This is a genomic window from Mesorhizobium sp. P2_A12 (genome assembly GCF_056405075.1).
Genome location: NZ_JBFUCU010000018.1, coordinates 27,407 through 51,345 on the forward strand (window position 1 = coordinate 27,407; position 23,939 = coordinate 51,345).

At 61.6% G+C, this 23,939-nt stretch carries 23 protein-coding genes and 1 pseudogene; 11 read left to right on the plus strand and 13 right to left on the minus strand.

Annotated features, from left to right (window positions below; translation table 11 throughout):
• Positions 1–151: 151 nt before the first annotated feature.
• Positions 152–1,114, plus strand: a complete 963-nt coding sequence (locus AC1DZU_RS28360) for a hypothetical protein (RefSeq protein ID WP_477289901.1) — start codon at positions 152–154, stop codon at positions 1,112–1,114.
• 144 nt (positions 1,115–1,258) lie between these two features.
• Here AC1DZU_RS28360 and AC1DZU_RS28365 read toward each other — a convergent pair whose 3' ends face one another.
• Positions 1,259–1,411, minus strand: coding sequence for a hypothetical protein (locus tag AC1DZU_RS28365; protein ID WP_477289902.1), 153 nt, complete (start codon positions 1,409–1,411; stop codon positions 1,259–1,261).
• A gap of 14 nt (positions 1,412–1,425) precedes the next feature.
• On the opposite strand from AC1DZU_RS28365, the gene AC1DZU_RS28370 reads away from it, so the two are divergent.
• Together AC1DZU_RS28370 and AC1DZU_RS28375 are read left to right on the plus strand one after the other, a co-directional pair.
• The gene (locus AC1DZU_RS28370; protein ID WP_477289903.1) at positions 1,426–2,142 is read left to right on the plus strand and encodes an SOS response-associated peptidase; all 717 of its coding nucleotides are present in this window, start codon (positions 1,426–1,428) and stop codon (positions 2,140–2,142) included.
• Between the two features lie 10 nt (positions 2,143–2,152).
• Positions 2,153–2,389, plus strand: a complete 237-nt coding sequence (locus tag AC1DZU_RS28375) for a hypothetical protein (RefSeq protein WP_477289904.1) — start codon at positions 2,153–2,155, stop codon at positions 2,387–2,389.
• Positions 2,390–2,404: 15 nt separating this feature from the next.
• Here AC1DZU_RS28375 and AC1DZU_RS28380 read toward each other — a convergent pair whose 3' ends face one another.
• A complete protein-coding gene (locus AC1DZU_RS28380) occupies positions 2,405–2,719 on the minus strand; it encodes a hypothetical protein (RefSeq protein ID WP_477289955.1) in 315 nt (104 codons plus the stop codon).
• A 100-nt stretch (positions 2,720–2,819) separates the two neighbouring features.
• Here AC1DZU_RS28380 and AC1DZU_RS28385 point away from each other — a divergent pair, with 100 nt between their 5' ends.
• The 3 genes and pseudogenes from AC1DZU_RS28385 (at position 2,820) to AC1DZU_RS28395 (ending at position 5,284) form a co-directional block, all read left to right on the plus strand.
• Positions 2,820–2,999: a hypothetical protein gene (locus AC1DZU_RS28385; RefSeq protein ID WP_477289905.1), complete on the plus strand. Its 180-nt coding sequence runs from the start codon at positions 2,820–2,822 to the stop codon at positions 2,997–2,999.
• Between the two features lie 103 nt (positions 3,000–3,102).
• Positions 3,103–3,339, plus strand: a pseudogene (locus AC1DZU_RS28390) (adenylate/guanylate cyclase domain-containing protein); the annotation flags it as partial.
• Between the two features lie 1,063 nt (positions 3,340–4,402).
• Complete coding sequence (locus tag AC1DZU_RS28395; protein WP_477289956.1) at positions 4,403–5,284, plus strand: AraC family transcriptional regulator; 882 nt, start codon at positions 4,403–4,405, stop codon at positions 5,282–5,284.
• A gap of 615 nt (positions 5,285–5,899) precedes the next feature.
• Here AC1DZU_RS28395 and AC1DZU_RS28400 read toward each other — a convergent pair.
• On the minus strand, positions 5,900–6,805 hold the full coding sequence (locus tag AC1DZU_RS28400) for an NAD(P)-dependent oxidoreductase (RefSeq protein ID WP_477289906.1): 906 nt from the start codon (positions 6,803–6,805) through the stop codon (positions 5,900–5,902).
• A gap of 127 nt (positions 6,806–6,932) precedes the next feature.
• Between AC1DZU_RS28400 and AC1DZU_RS28405 the strand changes: the two genes are divergently transcribed.
• Positions 6,933–7,673 carry a FadR/GntR family transcriptional regulator gene (locus AC1DZU_RS28405; protein ID WP_184871733.1) on the plus strand — a complete coding sequence of 247 codons (741 nt, stop codon included), beginning with the start codon at positions 6,933–6,935 and terminating at the stop codon, positions 7,671–7,673.
• An 8-nt stretch (positions 7,674–7,681) separates the two neighbouring features.
• Here the strand turns inward: AC1DZU_RS28405 and AC1DZU_RS28410 are convergent, their stop codons facing one another.
• The 5 genes from AC1DZU_RS28410 to AC1DZU_RS28430 form a co-directional block, all read right to left on the minus strand.
• A complete protein-coding gene (locus tag AC1DZU_RS28410; RefSeq protein WP_477289907.1) occupies positions 7,682–8,413 on the minus strand; it encodes an ABC transporter ATP-binding protein in 732 nt (243 codons plus the stop codon).
• A complete protein-coding gene (locus AC1DZU_RS28415; protein WP_477289908.1) occupies positions 8,410–9,132 on the minus strand; it encodes an ABC transporter ATP-binding protein in 723 nt (240 codons plus the stop codon). Before AC1DZU_RS28415 ends, AC1DZU_RS28410 begins: the two co-directional genes overlap by 4 nt.
• Positions 9,129–10,166, minus strand: a complete 1,038-nt coding sequence (locus AC1DZU_RS28420; RefSeq protein WP_477289909.1) for a branched-chain amino acid ABC transporter permease — start codon at positions 10,164–10,166, stop codon at positions 9,129–9,131. Before AC1DZU_RS28420 ends, AC1DZU_RS28415 begins: the two co-directional genes overlap by 4 nt.
• Complete coding sequence (locus AC1DZU_RS28425; RefSeq protein WP_477289910.1) at positions 10,163–11,044, minus strand: branched-chain amino acid ABC transporter permease; 882 nt, start codon at positions 11,042–11,044, stop codon at positions 10,163–10,165. Before AC1DZU_RS28425 ends, AC1DZU_RS28420 begins: the two co-directional genes overlap by 4 nt.
• 120 nt (positions 11,045–11,164) lie before the next feature.
• Positions 11,165–12,379 (minus strand): ABC transporter substrate-binding protein, encoded by a 1,215-nt coding sequence (locus AC1DZU_RS28430; protein WP_477289911.1) that lies wholly within the window; start codon positions 12,377–12,379, stop codon positions 11,165–11,167.
• A gap of 162 nt (positions 12,380–12,541) precedes the next feature.
• Here AC1DZU_RS28430 and AC1DZU_RS28435 point away from each other — a divergent pair, with 162 nt between their 5' ends.
• The gene (locus AC1DZU_RS28435) at positions 12,542–13,528 is read left to right on the plus strand and encodes an aldo/keto reductase (RefSeq protein ID WP_477289912.1); all 987 of its coding nucleotides are present in this window, start codon (positions 12,542–12,544) and stop codon (positions 13,526–13,528) included.
• Positions 13,529–13,591: 63 nt separating this feature from the next.
• On the opposite strand, the gene AC1DZU_RS28440 is transcribed toward AC1DZU_RS28435, so the two are convergent.
• The gene (locus AC1DZU_RS28440) at positions 13,592–14,359 is read right to left on the minus strand and encodes an alpha/beta fold hydrolase (protein WP_477289913.1); all 768 of its coding nucleotides are present in this window, start codon (positions 14,357–14,359) and stop codon (positions 13,592–13,594) included.
• Positions 14,360–14,664: 305 nt separating this feature from the next.
• Between AC1DZU_RS28440 and AC1DZU_RS28445 the strand changes: the two genes are divergently transcribed.
• Entirely contained in the window at positions 14,665–15,174 is a 510-nt protein-coding gene (locus AC1DZU_RS28445; RefSeq protein WP_477289914.1) for a hypothetical protein, read from the plus strand.
• 669 nt (positions 15,175–15,843) lie between these two features.
• Here AC1DZU_RS28445 and AC1DZU_RS28450 read toward each other — a convergent pair.
• The 4 genes from AC1DZU_RS28450 to AC1DZU_RS28465 form a co-directional block, all read right to left on the minus strand.
• On the minus strand, positions 15,844–16,563 hold the full coding sequence (locus tag AC1DZU_RS28450) for a Crp/Fnr family transcriptional regulator (protein WP_477289915.1): 720 nt from the start codon (positions 16,561–16,563) through the stop codon (positions 15,844–15,846).
• A 183-nt stretch (positions 16,564–16,746) separates the two neighbouring features.
• On the minus strand, positions 16,747–17,028 hold the full coding sequence (locus tag AC1DZU_RS28455) for a hypothetical protein (protein WP_184871726.1): 282 nt from the start codon (positions 17,026–17,028) through the stop codon (positions 16,747–16,749).
• A gap of 332 nt (positions 17,029–17,360) precedes the next feature.
• The gene (locus tag AC1DZU_RS28460) at positions 17,361–19,667 is read right to left on the minus strand and encodes an AGE family epimerase/isomerase (RefSeq protein WP_477289916.1); all 2,307 of its coding nucleotides are present in this window, start codon (positions 19,665–19,667) and stop codon (positions 17,361–17,363) included.
• Positions 19,668–19,695: 28 nt separating this feature from the next.
• Positions 19,696–21,216, minus strand: coding sequence for a phosphomannomutase/phosphoglucomutase (locus AC1DZU_RS28465; protein WP_477289917.1), 1,521 nt, complete (start codon positions 21,214–21,216; stop codon positions 19,696–19,698).
• A gap of 217 nt (positions 21,217–21,433) precedes the next feature.
• Here AC1DZU_RS28465 and AC1DZU_RS28470 point away from each other — a divergent pair, with 217 nt between their 5' ends.
• Positions 21,434–21,769 carry a hypothetical protein gene (locus AC1DZU_RS28470; protein WP_477289918.1) on the plus strand — a complete coding sequence of 112 codons (336 nt, stop codon included), beginning with the start codon at positions 21,434–21,436 and terminating at the stop codon, positions 21,767–21,769.
• A 205-nt stretch (positions 21,770–21,974) separates the two neighbouring features.
• Positions 21,975–23,858 (plus strand): GumC family protein, encoded by a 1,884-nt coding sequence (locus AC1DZU_RS28475; protein ID WP_477289919.1) that lies wholly within the window; start codon positions 21,975–21,977, stop codon positions 23,856–23,858.
• The last annotated feature ends 81 nt before the right edge of the window (positions 23,859–23,939 follow it).

Genomic DNA, 23,939 nt, shown 5'->3' on the forward strand with positions numbered 1-23,939 from the left:
GTACGTGATAGTTGCCGCAAGCGAGCTTTTCCCTTCCCTTTCTGTCTGATTCTCTTGAGCCTAGTCGCTATCGTGGCCTTCTGGCGGCGTTTTGAGCATCCGCTCAAGCGCATCGTTGAAACGGGTTTCGTCTTTTTCTTGAGGGTCTTGCATGTTCACTACACACCTCCCTGACGATGCCATTTTCCGCATCATCCCTCAGTCAGTTAAGAAGGGGCTCTGGTACATTGGCGTCATATGCGCAGGTTGCGGTGAGCCGATTTTAGCGCTGGATGATCCGTCAAATGGTAAGTTTTTGATTCCGCTCACCGGGGAGGGCAAACTCAGCATACCGTGTTTTCCATGCGGCCATGATACGCAGTACGGAAAAGAGGCCCTACAACTTTTTAAAGCCGCAGAAGACATTCCAACATATCGGGACCTCCGCCCTGATCCCTCCAGTTCCTCCCGTCAACCACTCTTGAGAAAGTATCGCGACGCCAAGATCACGCTCGGCGTTGGCGCCATAGAGCAGCGCCCAGAAGCGGCAAAGGTTATTGCTAGGTGTATCACTTATTGGACCTTTGTGGAGGTTCAGTCGGCGCGGCTACTTTCCATCATGCTGAAAGCCAATACCGAACCCGCAGTCGCCTTATTCCTCTCCATTCGAAACGCTAGATCTGAACGCGAAGCTCTCAGCGCTGTAGCTGAGAAGGTCCTCGACCAGAATGATCTCGATCTGTTTTTGGCACTTCTCCAATACAAAAGCGCTGTCGAAAAGGAAAGGAACGCCTTGGCTCATGGAGTTTTTGGCTTCTCTGCGCAGATAACGGACGGCCTCGTGTGGATAAGCACATCAGACTACATAAGTCATTTGGCTAATCACGCAGCTACTGGAAAGAACCAAGTTAGGGACAAATGCTTTGTATACGAAATCGGCGATCTGGAGACCATTGCGCGAGATGTGGAAGACTTGGCCCAGCAGATTGGGTTCTTTCTAGGATATCTTGCCTCTGACGAACCTTTGTGGCGTGCGACGCGATATCCACAGCTATGTTCCTCGCCTCGCGTGGCGCAAGAATTAGACCGTCTACGTCTACGTCGGCAAAATGCACAAGACGCTCAGCCTCAATGATCTCCCACAATTGATGCGTGGCCGGCTATCAAATCAGCGCCGAAATGCTCGATCGTGCGACTGCCGGTTGACAGCGAATGATACGGGATCAAATTTGAAATAGAGACGCTGCCTTGCCATACGGTCTATCGCTCGCCGTCACATCTATGCCGGCCCCACCAACGAAACCCCGTTCAGGCCAGCGATGACATCGGGCAACGCCGGCACGAACGTCTCGCAATGGCCGGTTGCTGCCGCGGTGGCAAAGCCATTGCGCACCGCCGCGCCGATTTCGACTAGTCGCAGGATCGCTCTCACGGCAGAGTGTGGCCATGTGCAACCTCTACAACATCACCACGTCGCAAGAAGCCGTCCGCCAATGGACCAGGACGTTGCGGGACATCCTGGGCAACCTCGAGCCGTCCATCGACATCTATCCCAACCAGCCCGGCCCGGTAGTGCGCAATGCACTGGACGGAGAGCGCGAGCTTGCCAACCTTCTGTGGGGCATGCCGACACCCGCCGAGCGGATGAAGGGCAAGGCCGACTACGGCACCACCAACATACGCAATCCACAGTATGGCCATTGGCAGCAATATGTCGGTGTCGAGAACCGCTGCGTGGTGCCCGTGACGAGCTTTGCGGAGCCGAGCCCGACGCCCGGCGACAAGGACCCCGATACGGGCATCCAGCGAAACTATTGGTTCGCGCTCAACGAGGACCGCCCGCTGTTCTTCTTCGCGGGCCTGTGGACGCCATGGCATGGGGTGCGCAAGGTCAAGGACGGCCCCGGCGACTTCGAGCTTTACGGTTTCATGACGACCGCGCCCAACGCCCTCATCAAGCCGATCCACGAGAAGGCCATGCCGGTGATCCTGAGGACGCAGGAGGAAACCGAGACGTGGCTGACAGCGCCCTGGCCGGAAGCGAAGCGGCTGCAGCGCACGGCCCCGGACGATGCCCTGGTGATTGTCGAGAAGCCGGCCACGCAGATCAAGTTTCCCGAGCAGCCGGCATCGCCTGCGCCCGCTCAGGGCTCACTGTTCTAGGGACTGAAAAATGCACGTAATTATTTGGTTTGGCGTCGGCTTTATCATTCTTGGATGTTTCCTTTTCGCCATCGCCGGCATGATTGACATGCGAACCAACTACCAGCGACACAATGACAGCGTCCTAAGAGTGTCTAGGGAAGGTGGTCGAACAGGGGTAGATCTCTCAAATCCAAAAGCTCGATGGTGGGCTATATCCGGCATTGCCGTGATCATTTTCGGTTTTATGATTATGGTGTTCGGCTAGAAAAAGCGTTTTTTCTTAGCCCTCATCCTTCCATATCACCCGGCGCACCATGCGGATTTCGACAAGCCGCCTCACGCGTATCGTCATGCCCTCCAACGCACTCGGCAGCAGGATATCCACGTCGAGCTCGCGGCGTTTGCACCGCTCGCAACGCATGTGCCGGGCCACGTCCCAAAACGGAATGTCCCCGACGAGCTTGGCGAGGTCCCCCGGCAGGTAGTGGCGGGTGATGTTGCAGTTGATGCAGCGGACGCGGATCAGCTGCCCGACCTCATGCGCTCGGCACAGGGTCTGCACAAGGCGGCGCGGTCGTCTGCTCTGTTCCGGCATGGCCAAAAATAGGAACCTATTCCTCGCCAAGTCAATTCGCTCTTGACATTTTCGTTCCCTTTTTGTTCACTGCGGCCATGCAGCGTTTGGAGGAATTGCCATGGATCGCATTGTCACACTCAACAGCCGGAAGGAGGCCGCCCTCCAGGCCCATGCCGAGGATTTCATTGCAGTCCACAAGGGCGACGCGATGAAGGCGCTCAAGGAAATGATCGTACTCAACGGGCACCTTCAAGAGCGGCTCGACGCGCTCTCGGCCCCGCGCAGGGCAAGCCGCTAGGGGAGGGACCGCAAATGGCCAGGGCGATGTTCCGGCTCGTGGACTCGGCCGGCCGTCGCCCGTACAATCCCGGCTCTGCTGCGCTTGAAGGACAATCTCGCGAATGGCCGAGGGACGCGTCCAACGCCGTCTTGCCGCAATCCTGGCCGCTGACGTGGAGGGTTATACGCGCCTGATGGGCAGCGACGAGGCCGGCACACTTGGCGAACTGAAGACGATACGGGCCCACCTTATCGACCCCAAGATGGTCGAGCACCAAGGCCGCATCTTCAAGACGACCGGCGATGGCGTCCTCGCCGAGTTTCCAAGCGTCGTCAACGCCGTGGCTTGTGCGGTGGCCACCAAATGACGCCTTACAAAAGTTTCGGCGATCTGGAACACCTTCGCGAGAATTTGCGCAAGGCCGGCATGCGGGAATGAGACGAAACGCTGGCGCATTGCCGTCAGCGTACCTGGTGGGCGTCTGGCAGCGCGACATGATCGGCATGGCGCCTTTGCCTAGTCTCCGGCATGGGCGTCTACCTGCTGTTAGCGCTTCTCCTCGCCCTTTGTGGGTATTTGCATTTAGAGGATGCTGGCGATCACTCAAATGCGTCGGGTCCGCTGTCGACGGCTCCAAAAGCGCAAACGTTTCGCAGATGGGCACTTCCGAGAGACAGCGGACTCAAACTCGGGCCAAGAGGGGCAAGGCCCGTTATGATCCCTATGCGGGGATCAAGGTGACAACACCGGGCGAGTACAAACGTTCCGTTGGCTTAAAGATATATCCCAAGCTCCGTTCCACGCCCGATTTGACTCGCTAATCCCCGACTAAAGCGTACTGAAGGAACGTCGCTGGCCAATTTGAACGGGCGCCTGGCGCTTGGAAGAGTCGATCACGCTTTCGCCCCACGAGGGATAAAGCGATGTCATTCGACGATCATCTCGATTCTGAGCAACTTGCAATGCTGACAAAGGTTCTCAACAACTATTGCACAGAGGCAGGAATTCCCGAAGGCCATCCGGCATGGGAACACTTCGGCCGGCGCCTCAAGGGCCTATTCCAGTCTGGGATACATCATCCCGATGAACTGATGTCCAAAATGAACACTGGCTACGAGGATTGGCTAGGCGAGATCGGCGCTACCGGTCGTTTCATACCGCCCAAACTATCGTCCGAAGACCGTCTCGTAGGCGACAATCGCTTGCCAGGGTCAGACCTAAGAGGCAGGCCAGCCGTAGCGAATAGAGTTCGGATTTAAGAAAGCCATAGCCAAGGCCCATATTCCGCCGCTCAACCCCAGAGCGGGCTTGCCTGTATGCTGTTGCTGGCAGGCGCCTGTTGATCCATGCCAAATCGCAAGATCGGTCGAGCGCGCCATATGCCGAAGGGCCTAGCTGGTGTCGCCACGGAGGAAGAGACGGTGAAGGCGTCGCTTGAAAACTACCATGCCCGAATGCAGCGGGTGCTGGACCACATAGACCGGCATCTGGACGTCGATCTGGGCCTGGAAGCGTTGAGCGGCGTCGCGGCGTTCTCGAAATACCATTTCCACCGGCAGTTCATGTCCACCTTCGGATTGTCCGTGCATCGCTATGTCCAACTCGCCCGCATGAAGCGCGCTTCGTACCGGCTGGCCTACACGGACGCCCAAAGCGTCACGGACATCGCGATGGATGCCGGTTACGACGCACCCGATGCCTTCGCCCGCGCCTTTCGGCAACGGTTCGGGCAATCGCCTTCGTCGTTCCGGAAGTCTCCCGAATGGGAGCCGTGGCTTGCGGCCTTCGGGCCTCTCGACAACGCCAGGAGCAAGCTCATGCAGAAGACTTTTGCCATCGACGACGTGACAATACGCGATGTGGCCCCGACGCCGGTGGCAATCATGGAGCATCGGGGCGACCCGGCGATGCTCGGCGCCACCATCCAGCGGTTCATCGCCTGGCGCAAGGCCGCCGGCCTGTCGCCGAAGACAAGTCCGACCTTCAATGTCTGGCGTTCCGAGCGGCGTCCTGCGTCGCCTGCCGACTACAGCGTGGACCTTTGTGTCGGGACCGGCCAACCGATCGAGGCGAACGGCGGGCAGATCAAGGCCGGCGAGATCCCCGGCGGGCGCTGCGCGGTGCTGCGCGTCGTCGGCAATACCCACAATCTGGAGCCCGCCGCGCTCTACCTCTATCGCGACTGGCTGCCGGCCAGCGGCGAGGAAGCAAGGGATTTCCCGATCTATTGCCAGCGGCTGAGCTTCTTTCCGGAGGTGCCGGAGCATGAGACGGTCGCGGAGCTGTTCCTGCCGCTGAAATAGTTCTGCTGGACAGCGGCTTGCAATGGTTCGGGACGCCCAGTGACCAAGGGACTTCAGTCTTAGTTGAGCTATGACTAATATGCCTGTAGCGTTGGCAGTGCGGGGGACGATCCCAAATCCTATCCCGCAATGGCCGGTGCAGCTCGCTTCACCCAAGCACCCCTGCACCGGCCATTCTTTTCTGCCATGGCCGGCTAGGCTCGCTAGCGCTGGGTAGCCTATGGCCGGCTTGAAATCGTAACCTGGGTGGGCGATTATCGCCCGCTTGGGGGAGATAGGTGATCGATGCGCCGCACTACAAAGGCTCTGCCTTTCGTGCCGACCGAGCTTCACGTCAGTACTGTCGAGGATGAGAAGGGCCTTCTAGGCATCCTTTCGATTCAGACAACGGAGGGCATTTTAGACCTGGCCCTCGACCTCACGACTGCGGACGCCATTGCAAGCGCCGTCAAGGAAATCCGGTCGAAGCTGGTCCCCGAGAGTTAAAAGAAAGCCCGGCTTGAAACCGGGCTCGGGAGGTCAGTTGGGAACACCGAAAGTGAGAGGATCCCCTTCGGTATTGCTAACTTTGCATCGCCTTCATGACGACTGCGTGAAGCCACCTGTCCGGTCCCCTCAAGTCGCCGGCGGCTCCACCAGCGAGACGCCATTCAGGCCGGCGACGATATCCGACAGCGCCGGCACGAACTTCTCGCCATGGCCGGTCGCGACCGCGGTGGCAAAGCCGTTGCGCACCGCCGCACCGATCGGATTGGCGACATTGGCGGCCTGGGCGAAAGAGGCGAGGTAGGTCATGTCCTTGAGCGCATTGACGATGGCGAAACGCTGGGCGTTCTCGTTGCGGGTCAGCACGAAATCGAAGAACGCCTGGTAGAAGCCGCAATCCATGCGGCTGCCGGAGATCACGCTGTTGAAGACCTGCGGCGTCAGCCCGGCCTTGGCGCCGAGCGTCAGCGCCTCCGAGTAGATCGCCGAATAGCCCATCGAGACGAAATTGTTGAGCAGCTTCATCGTGTGGCCGCTGCCGGTCGGCCCGGTATGGACGACGCGCGCGGCAAACGCCTCGAGCACCGGCCGCGCGCGGGCGACGGCGTCGGCCGGGCCGCCGACCATGACGTCGAGCTTGCCCTCGGCCGCTTCCTTGGGCGTGCGCGCCAGCGGCGCATCGATCAGCGTCATGCCAAGTGCCGCGAGGTCGGCCGCAAGCGCCGTCGTCGAGGACGGATTGGAGGTCGAGCAGTCGATGACCAGCAGCGGCTTGCCTGCCGCGGCCAGTCCATCCGGCCCCTTGACCAGCATTTCCACCTCGCGCGAGCCGGTGACGCACAGGATGATGACATCGCAGGCGGCGGCGAGCGCGCGCGGGCTTGCCGCCTCGGTGGCGCCGGCTGCGATGAGCCGGTCAGCGGCGGTGCGGCTGCGATGCACGTACACCGCCAGCGGCCAGCCCTTGCGCAGCAGGTTGTCGGCCATGCCGGCGCCCATGCTGCCCAGACCAATGAAGCCGATGCGTTCTTTCATGCAATCCTCCAAATGGCCCACGTCGGCGGGCCGCATTTCGTCACCTTGCGGCGGGCACCTGTCGATGCAATCCTTCGAAGAAGAATCGGCCTTTGCCGAAGAATCGGACCGGAGGCCGTATCCCCCGATGGCGGAGCCCATGCTTTTCGATGCCATACCGCAAGCGCCCAATCTGCGGACCGGGCTCGTCAACACGCTTATCGCGCAGATCGAGTCCGGCGACCTGGCGCCGGGTCAGCGGCTGCCGACCGAGCAGGAGATCGTCGCCGCCACCGGCGTCAGCCGCACCGTCGTGCGCGAGGCGCTCGCCGCACTGCGCGCCCGTGGTCTGATCACCACGCGCCAGGGCCTCGGCGCCTTCGTCGCCAAGGACCCGCTGCCGCGGACCTTTTCCATCCTGCCGGACGACCTTGAATCGATCGACGAGGTGCTGCGCGTGCTCGAACTGCGCATGGGCATCGAGGTCGAAGCGACAGGGCTTGCCGCCGAGCGGCGAAGCGACGCGGCACTCGAGCAGATGGGGTCGCGGCTGGATGCGCTGGAGGCGGCGGTGCGCGCCGGCGGGTCGGGCTCGGAAGAGGATTTCGGCTTTCATCGCGCCATCCTCGCGGCGACGCAGAACGCCAATTTTACCCGGCTGTTCGACACCTTCGGCAGCGCCATGATCCCGCGCCAATGGATACGGCTCGACCGGATGACCCTGCCGGAGCGGGAGAAATACCTGGCCCGCATGCAGCGCGAGCACCGCGCCATCCTCGCCGCGATTGAGGCCAGGGATGCCAACGCGGCGCGGCGCGCCATGCGCAGCCATCTGACCAAGAGCTATGCCCGCTTCGAGGAGTTGCGCGACAGGGCAAGCCACGACTGAGCGCTTGCTCATGCCGTGGCTCCCGCCACGCCGCCGAGATAGAGTTCCCGCATCAGCGACATGTCGTGCAATTCGGCGATCGGTCCCGAGACGACGATGCGGCCGTTCTGCATGAGATAGCCGCGCGATGCGACGGAGAGCGCCAGGCCGGCATTCTGCTCGACCAGCAGCACCGAAGCGCCGAAGCGCTCGCCGATGCCGAGGATGATCGCCTTGATCTCCTTGACCAGCAGCGGCGACAGGCCGAGCGACGGCTCGTCGAGCAACAGCACGCGCGGCCGCGTCATCAGCCCGCGCGCGATGGCCAGCATCTGCTGCTGGCCGCCGCTCAGCGAGCCGCCCTTGTCGCGCCGCTTGGTGGCAAGGATCGGGAAGAAGGCCAGCATCGTTGCGAAATCGGCCTCCACGGCCGCAACGTCGCGGCGTGCATAGGCGCCGAGACGCAAATTCTCCTCGACGCTCATCTCGACGAAGATCTTCCGCCCCTCCGGCACAAGCACGACGCCGCGCCTGGCCATGACATCGGCGGCAAGTCCAGTCACCTCGGTACCGTCGAAGGAAATGGTGCCCGCGCGCGGCCGGATCAGCCCGGCGATCGCCTTGAGCAGCGTCGACTTGCCGGCGCCGTTGGGGCCGAGGATGGTGACGATCTCGCCCGCCCCGAGCGTCAACGAGACGCCGCGGTTGACGATGGTCGGCCCGTAGCCGGTGACGACATCGGAAACGGCGAGCAGGTTCACAGATCGCCTCCCAGATAGACTTCCAGCACCTTGGGATCGGCAAGCACCGCTTCGGTCGGTCCGTCTGATATCTTGGAGCCGAAATCGAGCACGGCAAGGCGCCGGCACAGCATCTGCATCAGCTTCATGTCGTGGTCGATGACGCAGACGGATATGCCGTGGCCGGGAAGCTGGCGGACGAGTCCGACCAGGGCCGTGGTCTCGCGGTCGTTGAGGCCTGCGGCGGGTTCGTCGAGCAGGAGCAGCGACGGCCGCGTGGCGAGCGCCAGCGCGAGGCCGAGCAGGCGCAGGCTGCCGAACGGCAGCACGCCGGCCTTCTCATTGGCAACCGCGCTCAGCCCGACGAAGTCGAGCAGCGCCTGCGGCGTCGGCCACGGGTTGGCGATGCTGCCAGTCCCCACATGCTCGCCGGCGATCCGCACATTCTCCAGCACGCCAAGGCCGGCAAAGGCCATCGCCTGCTGGAAGGTGTAGCCGATACCGGCCCGCGATATGGCATGCGGCTTGAGACCGGTGATGTCCTGACCGCGAAACAGCACGGTGCCGCCGCTCGGCCTGTGCACGCCGGTGACGACGTTGAACAGCGTCGTCTTGCCCGAGCCGTTCGGACCGACGACGCCGAGGATTTCTCCCTCTTCGATGGCGAGGTCGACGCCGGCCAGTGCGGTGACGCCGCCGAACTGCTTGCTCAGGCCGTTGATCGCCAGGATCGGGCTCATCGCCGCGCCTCCGAGGTGGCCGCGTTGCGCTGTTGCGTCTCCGGTTTCGGCTTGCCCGAAAACCCTGCACGAAGGGCGCGCACGATGCCGCCGATCAGGCCGTCGGGCAAAAGCATGATCACCGCGATCAGGCAGACACCATAGACGATGCGCGACTGGACCGGGTCGAGATTGAGCACTTCCGGAAGGAAGGCGACCAGGATGCCGCCGGCGAGCGGTCCCTCGATCAGGCGGGCGCCGCCGATCATGACCATCAGCGCCAGGTAGATACTGGGGAAGGAGGAGAACTGCGACGGCGAGATGTGGCCGAGGAAATAGGCGAGCAGCACGCCGGAGATGCCGGCAAAGACGCCGCTGACGACGAAGGCGCCGATCTTGTGCCGGCCGACATTGATGCCGAGCGAGGCGGCAAGCTTCTCGTTCTCCCTGATGGCGCGCAGGGTGCGGCCATAGGACGAGTTGATGATCGCCCAACTCGCCACCGCCGCGGCCGCCACGAAAGCCACCACCATCAGGTAGTAGCGCGTCAGGTCGCTCATATCGGCGCCGAACAGGGTGACGGGGCCGGCCAAGTCGAGCCCGGTCGCCGCACCGGTATAGTCGCCGCCATTGGTGAGGACGATGGCGAGCAATTGGCCGAAGGCAAAGGTCATGATGACGAAGTGGTGGCCGCCGACGCGTAGCGACGGAATGCCGACGATCATAGCGAACGCAGCGCTCGCCAGGGCCGCCGCCGGCAGCGCTGCCCAGAACCCCACGCCAAAGTCCCGCGCCAGGATCGCCGCCGCATAGGCGCCGACGCCCACCAGCGCCGCGTGCCCCATGGACAGGATGCCGGTCTGGCCGAACAGCACCGAAAGGCCGTAGAGCGCGATCACGTTGATGCCGGCCGAGATCGCCAGCGACAGGAAGCGGTTGCTCGGTGAGAACAGCGGCACCAGCACGATCAACGCCAGGATGACCAGCACCGGCAGCAGCGATCGCAACGCCTTGAAGGCGGGACCCGCGCGATCCTGGTGGAGGCCTTCCCTCATGACGCCATCCTGGGTCCGCTGGTGCCGCCGAACAGGCCGTGCGGGCGGACGATCAGCACCAGGATCATCAGGGCGAAGGAATAGGCATCGGTCCATTGCGAGAAGCCGTAGCCGGCGCTGAAGCCCTCGACGATGCCGAGGATGAGCCCGGCGGCGACGGCGCCGTAGATGTTGCCGAGCCCGCCGATCAGCGCCACGGCAAAGCCCTTCATCACCATGGTGCCGCCGGTGAACGGCGTGATCGGAAACAGCGCGATCAGCAGCGCCCCGCCGAGCCCGGCCRGCGCACTGCCGAGCACGAACACGCCGGTGATGTAGCGGCGCACCGGAATGCCCATCAGGGCCGCCGTATCGCGGTCTTCGACGCTCGCCCGCAAGGCGCGGCCGTAGCGGCTGGCGGTGATCATGCGGAAGCTGAGCGCCACCACGGCAATGGTGATCGCGATGACCATGACCCGCACCGAGGCGATGCGCACGCCGCCGACCTCCCAGACCGTTGTCAGCGGGCGCGGAATGCTCTTCTGGTTGGGGTTCCAGAACAGCACGACGACATGCTGCAAGACGACGATAAGGCCGAGCGAGACGATGAAGCCGTTGGTCGGTCGCTCCAGCGTGAAGCGGAAAAGGCCGCGCTCGAGGATGTAGCCCATCAGCCCGACCGCCAGGATCGCCAGCACCACGGCCAGCGGGAAGCCGAGGCCGGCGCTGACAGCAAGCCAGGTGACGATGCCGCCGATCATCAGGAATTCGCCATGGGCGAAGTTGATGATGCCGGTCAGACCGAAGATCAGGGTGACGCCAATGGCGATCAGCGTGATGACGCTGGCGATCGAAAGCCCGTTGAGGATCTGCTGTATGAAAATGTCCACGGCTCGCATTCTCTGTCGAAGTGATGGCGCTTTTCACGTGGTGGCCGGCTTTCAAGCCTTGCCTGCATTCTGAGAAGGAGAAGTTGGCGGCGTGAGTGACGCCGCCAACTCAAGGCTCGGTTCGCCAGATCAGCTCTTCGGCGCTTCAGCCGGCGGCTGTTGCATCGAGCAGGAGATGGCGCCGCCGGGTGCCGCGGCGCAGACCTCGGTGGCATGGGTGACCTGGTGGGTTGGGTTGAAGGTCAAATCATCCGAGACCACGCCCTGATGGTGGAGGGTCAGCAGCGCCTCGACCGTCTTGTCCGGATCGAAGCTGCCTGCCTTCTCCCAGGCTTCGGCGAGGAAGTGGACATAGTCGTGGTAGAGCAGCGACACCGACGAGGTCACGCCGTGCGGCGCGCCGGCTGCGAAATAGGCGTCGAAATAGGCCTTGGCCTTCGGGTTGGACGACTCGCCCCAGCACACCGGAACGCAACTCATCGCCACCGGCACGTCGGCCGAAAGCTGCTTTTCCTTCCAGATGCCGGGGTCGACGCCGAACAGGAAATAGCTCTTGGCGGCTCCCAGTTCGAGCGCCTGCGGCAGCGCCGTCAGCGTTGAATCGCCATTGTACCAGAAATGGATGATGTCCGGATTGAGGCTCTTGGCGCGGGTCAGGAACGGCGAGAAGTCGGTCGTGTCAGGCGGATAGAAAATGATGTCGGGGACGTCTTGTCCCTCGGCCTTCAGCGCCTTGTAGTAGTAGGACGACAGGAACTGGCCGGTCGCGTCGTTGCCGACGATCATGACCGACTTCTTCGGCTTGTAGCCAAGCAGCGGCTCGAGCAGCGTCAGCACGCCGCGCGCGGTCGATCCGGACCGCTGGAACTCCTGCGGCTCGGACTGGAACAGATAATGATCCTCGCCGCCCGGCTTGACCGAGTCCGGTGTCAGGATTTTCGCCAGGGTCGAATTGCCGGCGAAATGGATGATCTTGGCCGGCTGCGTGATCTTGGCCATGGCCAGCGTGAAGTCATGCGTTTCGGATCCGAAGATCGCCTGCACCTTGACGTCGCGCACCAGTTCCTGGGTGGCGGCGATTGCGGTCGCGATATCCGTGCGGTCGTCGCGCTTGACCATTTCCAGTTTGTAGTTCTTGCCGCCGACATTGATGCCGCCGGCGTCGTTGATCTGTTTCACGGCAAGTCCGACGCCTGCCGGCAAGGTATGGCCGGCGGAAACGAACGAGCCCGACTCCGCCGCGACGACGCCGATCTTGACGATGTTGTCCTCGGCCAATGCCGGATGAGCAAGCACGCCAAGGCACAAGGCCGCCGACGCGCCCATTTTCAGAACGGTTTTCAACTTGAGATCCTCCCGACTCCAAATCATTGCAGTCTTACCGGGTTGTCATACAACCCTGTTATCTGGTAAATCTAACGAACGGGGATGTCAATCGCGTTGCCATGCGATAAAAGGCGGCCCGCAGATCAGGAATCACCACCAAGCCGCAGTTAGGAACAGGACATGCAGTCACGGAAATTCGGCCGTACCGGCCGCGACGTCAGCGAGATCGGCTTTGGCTCATGGGCGATCGGCGCCGCTTGGGGCGAGGTCAATGACGACGATGCGGTGGCCGCCCTGCATGCCGCCCTCGACGCCGGCGTCACCTTCATCGACACCGCCGACGTCTATGGCGACGGCCGTTCCGAAAAGCTCATTGCAAGGGTGATGAAGGAGCGCGGCGGCGAGCGGCCGTTCATCGCCACCAAGGCCGGAAAGCGCCTGCCGGAGCAGACGGTCGAGGGGTTCAGCCAGAAGAACCTGACCGACTGGATCGACCGCAGCCTGAGATATCTCGAAGCCGACACGCTCGATCTGGTGCAACTGCATTGCCCGCTGACCGACCTCTACTATCATCCCGAAGTGTTCGAGCGGCTCGACCGTCTCGTCGAGCAAGGTAAGATCCGCAACTATGGCGTCAGCGTCGAGCGCGTCGAAGAGGCGCTGAAGGCGATGCAGTATCCCGGCGTCGTCAGCGTCCAGATCATCTTCAACGCCTTCCGCCAGCGGCCGGCGGAACTGTTCTTCGACCTGGCGAAAAAGAACGATGTGGCGATCATTGCCCGCGTCCCGCTGGCCAGCGGTTTGCTGTCGGGCAAGTTCAAGGCCGATACCAAATTCGAAGACAGCGACCACCGCAAATTCAATCGCCACGGCGAGGCCTTCGATGTCGGCGAGACCTTCTCGGGCGTGCCCTATGAGGTTGGGTTGGCGGCGGTCGAGCGCATCCGGCCGCTAGTTTCCGGCGACACGACCATGGCCAAATTCGCCCTGCGCTGGATCCTGATGTTCGACGCGGTCACGGTGGTCATCCCGGGCGCCCGCAATCCGGCGCAGGCGATATCCAATTCCGAAGCGGCGGACCTTGCGCCGCTGTCGGATGAGCTCATCGGCAAGATCCGGGATATCTACGACCAGGAAATCAAGCCCCATGTGCACCAGCGCTGGTGATCGAAGGCCTGCTAGGCTTCCTCAATTCATGGCGCGACGTCCCAGCCGACTTCGCTAGCTGAGCTAGCCGGCGGCTTGCGAGATGAGCTGGGCGATCTCGTGCGGGCGAGAGATCAGCGACAAATGGCTTGCCTTCACCTCAATGGTCTTTGCGTTCATGCGCTTTGCCATGAAGCGCTCGAGATCCGGATTGATCGTGCGGTCCTCGGTCGAGACCGCATACCAGCTTGGCTTCGAGCGCCAGGCCGCTTGCGTCGTCTTTCCGGTGAAGAGCTTGTCCGAGATCGGCCCCTGGACGGCATAGAGGATGCGCGCCTTCTCGTGGGCAATATCGCCGGCGAAATCCCGCAGGAAAGCCTCCTCGCTGAGCTTGCCGTAGCCCTCGGACCAGACAAGGCCGGCGGAGGCGGGCGGCGTCGCAAAGGTCTTGGCGAGCGCCGTGTAGTCTTCGCCCGCATCCGGAGCGCGCGCCGCGACATAGACGAGCGAGGAAACCTTCGGATCCATCCCTGCCTCGGTGACGATCATGCCGGCAAAGGAATGTCCGACAAGTATCGTCGGTCCGTCCTGGAGCGCGATCGCGCGCCGCGTTGCCTCGACGCCCGCCTCCAGCGTGGTCAGCGGGTGCTGGACGACGGTTGCCTTGAAGCCGGCCTGCTGCAGGATGCCAACCACTTCCGACCAGCACGAACCATCCGCATAAGCACCATGGACCAGAACGACATTGCGGGCCTTGGGGCCCGTCTGCGCTTGCGTCTTTCGGGAGCCGGCCAACAAGCCCGTCGCCACCCCGGCGACAAGTGCGGTGGAAAAAGTACGCCGATTTATCATGGTCGTGGATTCCTTGGGCGGTTGGCAGATGGGGATCTAGTTTGTGCCGAAACTTCGGCCGAGACGAGCCGTAGGCGCTTTGCGCGGCGCTCACGTCCAATCTTCGCAGCCCACTGCGCCTTCGTTACAGCCGTCACCGCTTCGTGATCGCGTGTCACGGGGCTGCGTCCTTCAGGAATGCATTTTCCCCGCGACTATCCACAGGTTCGCCCGGCTATTTCGATGCGCGTGGCGGTGGCGTAGAATGACGCAATTCGACGGGGCCGCGGCCCACCGATGGCTTGGAAACGAAGTGGAGAAACTTGATGCGGAACACGATGCTGGGCTTCGCGGCACTTGCCCTGGCCGCGTGCCAATCGGCTCCTGAAGCATCGCAATCACCCGCTCCCGACCCTGCGTTGAGCCCCGCCGCCATCGCTCCCCTATCCACCTTGGATCCCGCCGCTGCTGCTCCTGGTTCGGCGACAATGGATCAATCGACAACGATCACCCCGCCAGCGAAAGGCGTTCCGGCAAAGTACGCCGCATTCTCCGGCATGTGGGCTGGACGGTTGGAGGGGACGTCCCAAGCCAAAGTCGCTGTGCAGACGATTTCTCCCAGAGGCGATGTGACGGCCACCGTTGCCTGGGGCAATCTGGGCGACAACAGTCCGGGAGAGGCAGCCGGCGCTGGAAGAATTGCGGGGAATACATTGAAGCTCAAACGCCTCCCGAATGGCGCGGACGTCAGTCTTGTGATGCTGCCCGAAGGAACCTTGGCCGGAACCGTTGCGCTTGCCGGCCAGACCTACACGGGCCCGTTCATCAAGCAATGATCACAGAACCATCCAACCGGCCGCATTGATTGCGCATCGCCTTCCGGTTCCTCGCGGACTGTTCAAGCGTTCCGATGGCCACCGTGAAGGGCGCAACAGACGCCATCGTCGTGTCGCATGCCTTCTTCCCGCGGCTTGATTGGAGCGGCCCGGCATCCCTTCTGTTGGGATGAGCTAGGACACCGGGCCTAACCGACAGGATGCCTGTGAGGAACAATGCCGCCGGCTGCATAATTTATGCGCCTCCGCTAATGTAAAGTGAAGCCATCCGAACGAGGGAACGCAGCGGTCCGGCGATGACCGACATCGTGAGCGTGTTCGAGAAGCCCTCACTGGGACAAGGCGAAGGCCTTTGATCTCGCCAAGGAGTTCGGAGACAACGTGCGGACCGAAGAGATCACGCCAGGAACCGAAAACTGAAAATGGCCGACGCCTGTTGGGCGGGGGGCCTGGTTGGGGTCAAGGCGCCGGCCAGGCGGAATGGATCCGCCACCCGACGAATCTAACAGACGGACCGCTGGCGCCTATGGTGTTATCGCGGAAGCAGGGCCGGACACGGTGGACCCCGCAATGGGATGCCGCCGACGCACGCATGGTGGTTTGGTGCCGGCCATCCCTGACACATGATTTCTCGACGGGAGGGGACCAGGCCTCGTATGCCGATACGCCCTAGCTTTCGATATATTCGTGCTCGAATCCAGCAAACTTCGTCAGGCCCGGTTGATCGAGCACGCGCACCTGGCCTTGGCGGAATTCGAGAAACTTGCGCTCGCGCAATTCCCGCAGCATTCGATTGACATGAATCGGAGTGAGGCCGAGAGCGTCCGCGAGATCGTACTGGGTGAGAGGGCATTCAAAGCTGTTTTGGGTAACAGAGCCGGTCCGTTCCAGGCGCGCCTTCAGTTCGAGGAAGAGATGCGCTGTCCGCGCCAATGCGCTGCGTCGTCCTACATTGGTGAGATGTTGAGCGATGACCGCTCCATTGTGCACGAGGGTTTCGAGAACAAGGGAGAAGAGATGAGGCGACTGCATGGCGGCAAGGGTAAATGTCTTGGTCGAAGCCACCAGCACCGTAAGTTCGGTTTGAGCCACGAACGTTTCAAGAGCGCTGCCCGAGTACGATTGAGGCAGGACGATATCGCCTCTCAGTGCAAAATCCAGGATCTGTCGCTGCCCGCCGGCGAGTTCATGGGATCTACAGCCCCAGCCCGACTCGACGATGAACATGCGATCGCTGTCCTCGCCCTGATTGACGATGACCGTCTCCGCCAGATAGCGCTTCGGCGTGAATCCCAACGTCTTGATAAGCGCCGCATCGTCGTCGTTAAGTCCGACATACGATGGACGATTTTCATTCCCGCGCAAAAAAGGATGTGAAGCGTACGTCATCTATAGCCCCGCCCATTGCCCCAAAATACCTCCCTCTGACGGAATGTACATCAAATTTGATGTGATGAGTATCCGTTGATGGCAAACTATCGATCGGTGTTGCGACGGCGCTTTTCGATGAAAATGCGCAGGTTCCACCGGCTTGCCACCGGCACGCTTCGGAATTGGCACGTGGCGGCAGGATTAGGTTTTGTTTCTTTTGAAACTTTCGCGCATGGAGTCGACGATTTCGCTGGCAATGAGACAGCTGCGATTGTCGACCTGTTCGGCGGCATTTCGTAACGTCGTCGACGCGTCCTTCAGCAATCCCCTGATCTCTGCCGCGGACAACACCTCGGAGGATTCGAGTTCCAGCAGCACGGATTCACTCACGTGCAGCGCGGCAAGCGCCACCGCTCTCGGTCTGGTGGCGAGCAGTTTCAGAAGATCACCGCTGGGCCTGGAACGCGCTTTTTTTTTTGCCATAGTTGCGTCTCAACCGTTCGGACATGAAGGTTCATAGGCTCAAAATTACAACGCCTCGACGAGTTAGCCGCAACTCCAAGATCGGAAGAGGTCGCTCAATGCCTCTCTTTCAGGCATCCTGTAAGCATACTATCCCGGTTTGCAGCCACGACACAGAGGCACGGGATACCGAATTAGCCGTAGTTACCACCTCCCTACCACCTCTGGGCTACCGTGGTTACAGGCCGACGCAGGAGAAAGCATAGCTGCTCGTAGCCTCTTTGGATTGGCGTCGCTTTGGTTCGCCGCATACGACCACAATGGCACGAACATCGTATCCCAGGATCGGCGCATTAGCGGCGGCTGAGGATCTGCTTCAGACCCGTCTTGCCCACATCCAAAGCTGGAAGCGGGAAAGGCTCGACCTGTCCGCCGGTCTTGTCCAGATACTGCATCAACGCCGTCACCAGATGGTAGAAGATGCTTGCCGGGACTTCCGTCGCCACTGACCTTCCGCGTTCGTCGATCCTGTCGACCCACAAGCCAAGCGGTGCGGGATCGATATGCCATCTGAACAGGCGGGCGACACGAGCTTCGATCTCGGGTTTCAGATCAGGCCCGCCAATGCCGTCAAGGGCTGCGGCTGCCTTGACGGCTTCGCATTGCGGCCAGCTGCGGGAGAACCGGTCGAGAGGCATTCCCTGCCGCGATACGGCTGCGTAAGCCAGACCTGTGGCTCGGTTCAATCCACTGGCGACCGCCGACGAATAGAGCTTCCTGGCGTAGGCGACCAGGTCCTTTTGCCCGCTCGCCCGCGCGAACTCGACAAGGAGCGAGGCCCACTCGAAATGATGCCCTGGTTCGGTCCACTGTCCTTTGTCTCCCGGCAAGGGCAGCCAGTCGACGTCGAAATATTCCCCAAGCGTCCAGCTTTCCTGGTCGAAGAAATGGCACCGGAAGAGATCGATGACGCGTGCCGCCCGACGCAGATAGGCTCGGTCGCCGGTGACACTGTGCCAGGCAAGAAAGGATTCCAGCATATGCATGTGCGGGTTCGAAAACCGCGCCCCGTTGGAGCCGGGGCTCTCAAGGAACCCGGTCAGACTGTCGTCCTCGAGATAGGTGTCGACGAAATGAAATGTCTGTTGTGCAAGCCGCAGGGCCTCCTGATGGCCGCACCGATGAGCATGTGCCAGCGCCAGGAGCACGCAGGAATGGTCGTAGGCGTCCTCGGTCGGGTCAGCCACGCTGCCGTTGACATTGAGAGTGCGCACCCAGCCGCCACGGTCGGTGCGGCCGTATTTGGCGATGAAGTCGATACCGTGGTCGATGAGTTTGTCTGCCGGTCCAGTCCAGCCACGTTCCTTGGCTACCGCGAACGCATAGATCTGGCGAGCCATCGTCCGCATGCGCTTGGGCTTGCCCAATGGCCTGGCATCGAAGCCGAGCGCCTCGTGGAAGCCGCCATATACATCGTCGACACCGGCAGTGGACCACAGCGGCAGGGTTTCTTCGAAGAGCCAGTGTTCGACGCGCTTGCGCCATGAGCCGCTGATGATGACCCGGTCTTCCGAGGCGGTGAATTTCGTTTCGAGGCGTCCGCTCTTCTCCAGCTGTTCGACGACTTTTTTCACGTGCTGGCTGTGGCTGACGGGGGCGACGAACACCGCGTCCGGCGTCGCCACTATCGCTACATCCTTCATTCCGACGACGGTCAGTAGCCTGCCCTGGCTTCTGAGGTAGGAGTTGCCGCAATCCATGGCGACGATGTCACCCATGACGACGTTGCCGTCAACGTCGGTCGGGGTGGCTTCCAGCAGCGATTGCCACGATCCAAGGTCGTTCCAGCGGAAGGAAGCCGTGACCATCGCGATGTCGCCCGCATGCTCCATGATCGCGTAGTCGATCGACGTCGAGGGGACAGCGAGGTAGAAGCCCTGTGGCAGGTACAGGCCCGAGACCTCGGTCCGCGCTGTCTTGTAGGCCCGTTCCGCAGTCTCCCAGATGTCCGGCTGGAAATCGAGAAACGCCTGCCGCATGGCGTCGGCACGGAAAAGGAAGATGCCGGCGTTCCAGTAGAATCGTCCCGAAGCCAGGTATTGGCGTGCCGTCTCGGCGTCTGGCTTTTCAACAAAACGCGAAACCGAGGCTACTCGGTCACCCTTTGCCGTGGCCTCGATGTAGCCATATCCGGTTTCGGGGTGCGTCGGCTTGATGCCGAACACGATGATACTTCCTGCATCGGCGGCAGGCACGCCCGCCTCGACGGTTTCCCAGAATTGCGCTTCGGTCGATATCTGATGGTCGGACGGGACCACGAGCACAAGCGCGTCGGCGCCATGTTCGGAGATCGTTTGCAGGGTGGCTATGGCGACCGCGGCGGCGGTATTGCGGCCGACCGGCTCGAAGATCGGTCTGCCGCCGTTCAGGCCGAGCGGAGCAATGTCCGAGATGACGCGGTCGGCATGCCGTTCGGACGCTATCAGGTAGATAGGCGTCTCACCGTCCGGCCGCGCCTTGAGGCGTCGAACAGTCTTCGCAAGCATGGAGCCGTCGCCCGAAAGGTCATGGAATTGCTTGGGATTGTCTTCGCGCGAAAGCGGCCACAGCCGTGAGCCGACGCCCCCGCTCATGACGAAGCTTACGATCCGGTCCGGCATGGTTCCAATTCCTCTCAGCCAATTCCCATCAGAATGTCTGGTTGTAGGCTCCGACCTCTGGATTGCGGCGCAGCACGGCATCGAGAGCCTCGAACATCTCGCGACGTCTTTCCGACGAGACGGGGCTTTCCACCACGACGACGATCTCCGGTTTGTTCGACGAAGCCCTGACCAGCCCCCATGTGCCGTCCTGGGCAACCACACGCACCCCATTCACGGTGACCAGATTGGCCAGCGGCTGGCCGGCGAACTCGATCCCGTCCCCCTTCATTTTCGTGAATTCTCCGACAACTTTCGCGACCACGCCGTATTTCACCTCGTCCGGGCAGTGGGGCGACATGGTCGGGGTGCCGAAGGTCAGCGGCAGATCGCGGTAAAGGTCGGCGAGTGTCTTGCCAAGGTTGCGGTCGAGCATCTCGCAGACGGCGATCGCCGTGAGGAGCCCGTCGTCGTAGCCGCGTCCGATTGGCGGGTTGAAGAAGAAATGCCCCGACTTCTCGAAACCAGCGATGGCATTGAGTTCGGCAACGCGCCTCTTGATGTAGGAGTGCCCGGTCTTCCAATAATCCGTCCTTGCACCGTTCTGTAGGAGGACGGGATCCGTCATGAAAAGGCCCGTCGACTTGACGTCCACGACGAAGACGGATTTCGGATGCAGGCCCGAGATGTCTCGCGCCAGCATGACGCCGACCTTGTCCGCGAAAATCTCGTTGCCTTCGTTGTCGACCACGCCGCAGCGGTCGCCGTCGCCGTCGAAGCCGAGCCCAACATCGGCACCCGTCTCCAGAACCTTGTCCCGGATCGCGTGCAGCATCTGCATGTCTTCGGGATTGGGGTTGTAATGCGGAAACGTGTGGTCGAGCTCAACGTCCAGCGGGATGACTTCGCAGCCGATGCCTTCCAGCACCTGCGGTGCAAAAGCGCCGGCGGTTCCGTTGCCGCAGGCCGCCACCACCTTCAGCTTTCGGCCGAGGTTCCTTCCGGCAGTCAGGTCTTCGATGTATCTCTCGCGAAATCCGGACACGAATTCATAGCTTCCCCCGCCTATGAGATCGAAATCGCCGTCCAGCACGAGCGCTTTCAAAGCGGTCATCTCATCAGGCCCGAATGTCAGCGGCCTTTGCGCTCCCATCTTCACGCCGGTCCAGCCGTTCTCGTTGTGGGAGGCCGTCACCATGGCCACCGACGGAGCGTCGAGCGCGAACTGGGCGAAATAGGCCGTGGGAGAAAGTGCCAGGCCGATGTCCTTGACGCGCGCGCCGGCCGCCATCAGGCCGGAGACCAGCGCCATCTTGATCGCCATGGAATAGCTGCGGAAATCATGGCCCGTGACGATGTCCGGGCCAACACCCATTCGGCGGATCAGGGTGCCGAGCCCCATGCCGATCGCCTGCACGCCCATCAGATTGAGTTCGGGTTCTTTGTCCGAGCCTGGCTGCCCGAACCACCAGCGCGCGTCGTATTCCCGGAAGCCAGTGGCTTTGACCAGGGCACTGGTTTCGAAGGCGAATGTGTTTGGCCTGGCTTGGCCGACTATGGTCACGGTCACGGTTTCCGCTCTGCAGTTACAGGCGAATAGTCCTAGCACGGTGCCGGACGCAGCCCCCTTCATGAATTCGAGTAGCCCTAACGCGCTGGTTTGCACCCCCTCATCCAATAGGAGCATGACCGCCGATGGCCGAAAGGATGTCTCGTCCAGGCAATGGGGTCTTGTATTCTATAAGGTGCGTCCTGCTCGGGCGCTGACGAGAAAGGTGGGCTGCAAGATGCCGCTGACCGCATTCATGTACCCGTTCCGCGAGGATGTCGACGAAAGGCGGTTCGCTCGCTTGGCTCGGCTTCTCGAGCTCATTCAAGTGGAAATCGAAAGGGAATCCGCGGCACTGCGTCCGTCCGTGGAAAGGATGACGGACTGCGCCGCGTTCGCTTTGGAGGCCATGGAAAATGGCGAGAGCCCCGAACGCATATCCGCGCGGATCGATTCCCTCGCGCGCGACCTGGCACTCAGCCGCGGACGGCAGGCCTTGCTGGAAAAGCAGTTGTCTTTTGTCGACAGGACGAGAGCAGGGCTGCCGGGCATTCTCCCTTCCCATAGGGCGTAGGTCCCTACGCCAATTGGCGACGTTTAACCTTCCCTGACGCAGGCGTAATCTTTTCGCGGCAGTCTGGGATCGAGGGGCCTCAGCTTTCAATGAAAACATCGGCTGAATGTCATCGACCGCCTGCATGGGGACCGCCTGCATGGGGACGGCGTGCATGGGGACGGCGCGCGCGCAGGATTTCCCGCACGCCTGCAGGAGAATTTGAATGAACCGTATGTTTCCCAATCAATGGCCTCCGGCAGCGGACCAGCAGGCTTCCGTCGGCCAGGAGTTTATTGGCCTCTCCGACATAACCGAATTTCTGCGTCACTACGTTGGAACCATCATCGCCTGCCTTGCCGCGGCTCTCTTGGTGGCCGGGTTCTACAATTCGACCACCGACCCAACGTTCATCGCCAGCGCGCAGATTCTGATCGAGCCGAAATTGCCACAACACTTGCAGGAGGGTGGCGAAGTAGATCTGTCGTTGGACACCGCCCAGGTGGAAAGCCAGATAGCAGTGATGCAGTCGGAAAAGATCGCCGCGATGGTCCTCGACCAGTTGAAACTCGTCGACGACCCCCAATTCAACCGTCCGCAGACTCCGACTTTGCGGGAGAGATTCAAGAAGATAGGATCAGTCCTGCTCGATGCTTCCGGGCTCAGGAAAAGCGCCTCGTTGACGTCGCTTGCCGAGCATTTCGGCCAAGGCGTGCCTGAAACACCCGTGACGCTGACCGATTACCAGAAGTCCCGGCGCAGCATGTTGATTTTCCGCAACGGCCTCGACGTGCGCAGAGTCGGCGTTTCCTACGCGATAGACATATCCTTCACCTCTCTCGATGCCGAAGGTGCAGCCAAGGTTGCGAACGCCACGGCCGATGCCTTCGTGCGTGAGCAGATCGAAACCAAGGCCGACGCGGCAAGGGAAGGCGGCGCGTGGCTCGAGATGCGCCTTAAACAACTGCGCACCCAGATGAACGAGGCCATGGCGAAGGCGCAAGAGTTCCGGTCACGCCACGATTACAGCGTCGGCAGTGAAGCCACGGACGAAGGTGGGGCGAACGCTGTGCCGACGCTCGAAGAACTCGAGGTGACTGCTGAAACCTACCAGAAGATGTACGAGAGCTTCCTGCAGGCCTACACCAACTCGGTAAGCCAACAGTCGTACCCGGTCGCCGACGCAAGGGTGATCACAGCTGCGACGGCGCCGCTCTATCCGAGCACTCCAAGGCCGAAGCTGATGCTGGCCTTCGCGGCGGTTGCCGGGCTCATTTTCGGCATCGGACTTTCGTTTGTGAGGCATACGTTCGACTGGACCATCAGGTCAGCACGACTCATCCGGGACAATTTGGGTGTCGAATGCGTCGGAGAGCTGCCGCCCACCACCAGGAGAAGGGAATCCGGCCACCTCGACGAAGTCGCAAGATATCCGCACTCCCGATACAGCCACAGTCTCAGGAAAGCGCGAACCGAAATCAGCCTTGCGGAAACCAGCCGCCCGATCAAGCTGCTTGGGCTGACGGCTGTATCCAACGACAGTTCGAAGAGTTCGGTCGCCAGCAATCTTGCCACGCTATATTCGATGTCCGGCCTGAAGACGTTGGTAATTGACGCCGACATCAGGCGACCGACACTGACCACGCGGCTGCTCGGCCCGTCGGGCACCCTCGACAAACCGTGCCAGGACCCCGTCCGGCTTAACATCGTCCGCGCTCCTGGGCGGCCGTTCGACTTGCTTCCAAGTTCGGTGGTGGACGCCAGGCACCTGCTGTCACCAAGCAACATGGAGGCGTTCCTCCTGGATCTGACCGCTCGCGACCTTGCCGCCTACGAACTTGCCGCCTACGACATCGTCATCCTGGACCTGCCCACGCTTGCCTCGGGAGCCGACGAACTGATTGTCGGATCCGTCCTGGATGGCGTCGTCGTCGTTGCCCAGTGGGGCAAGACACACGTCCAAACGTTGCGGGAACTCGTCAGGACGCTGCAGGCCAGCAGGACGCCCATCCTGGGCGTGCTCCTGACGAAGGCCCGCGCGATGAAGTCCAAGCCCCGCATGAAACTGGTGGCGAGACATCCCTCCCTCGGAAGTCGCAAAAGCGTGTAGGGGGATCATTCCTTGGGATTAGGGGGTAGCCCTGGAGCGTCACGCTACGTCCTTTGCCTTTCTTGCCGACAAGCCCCGACC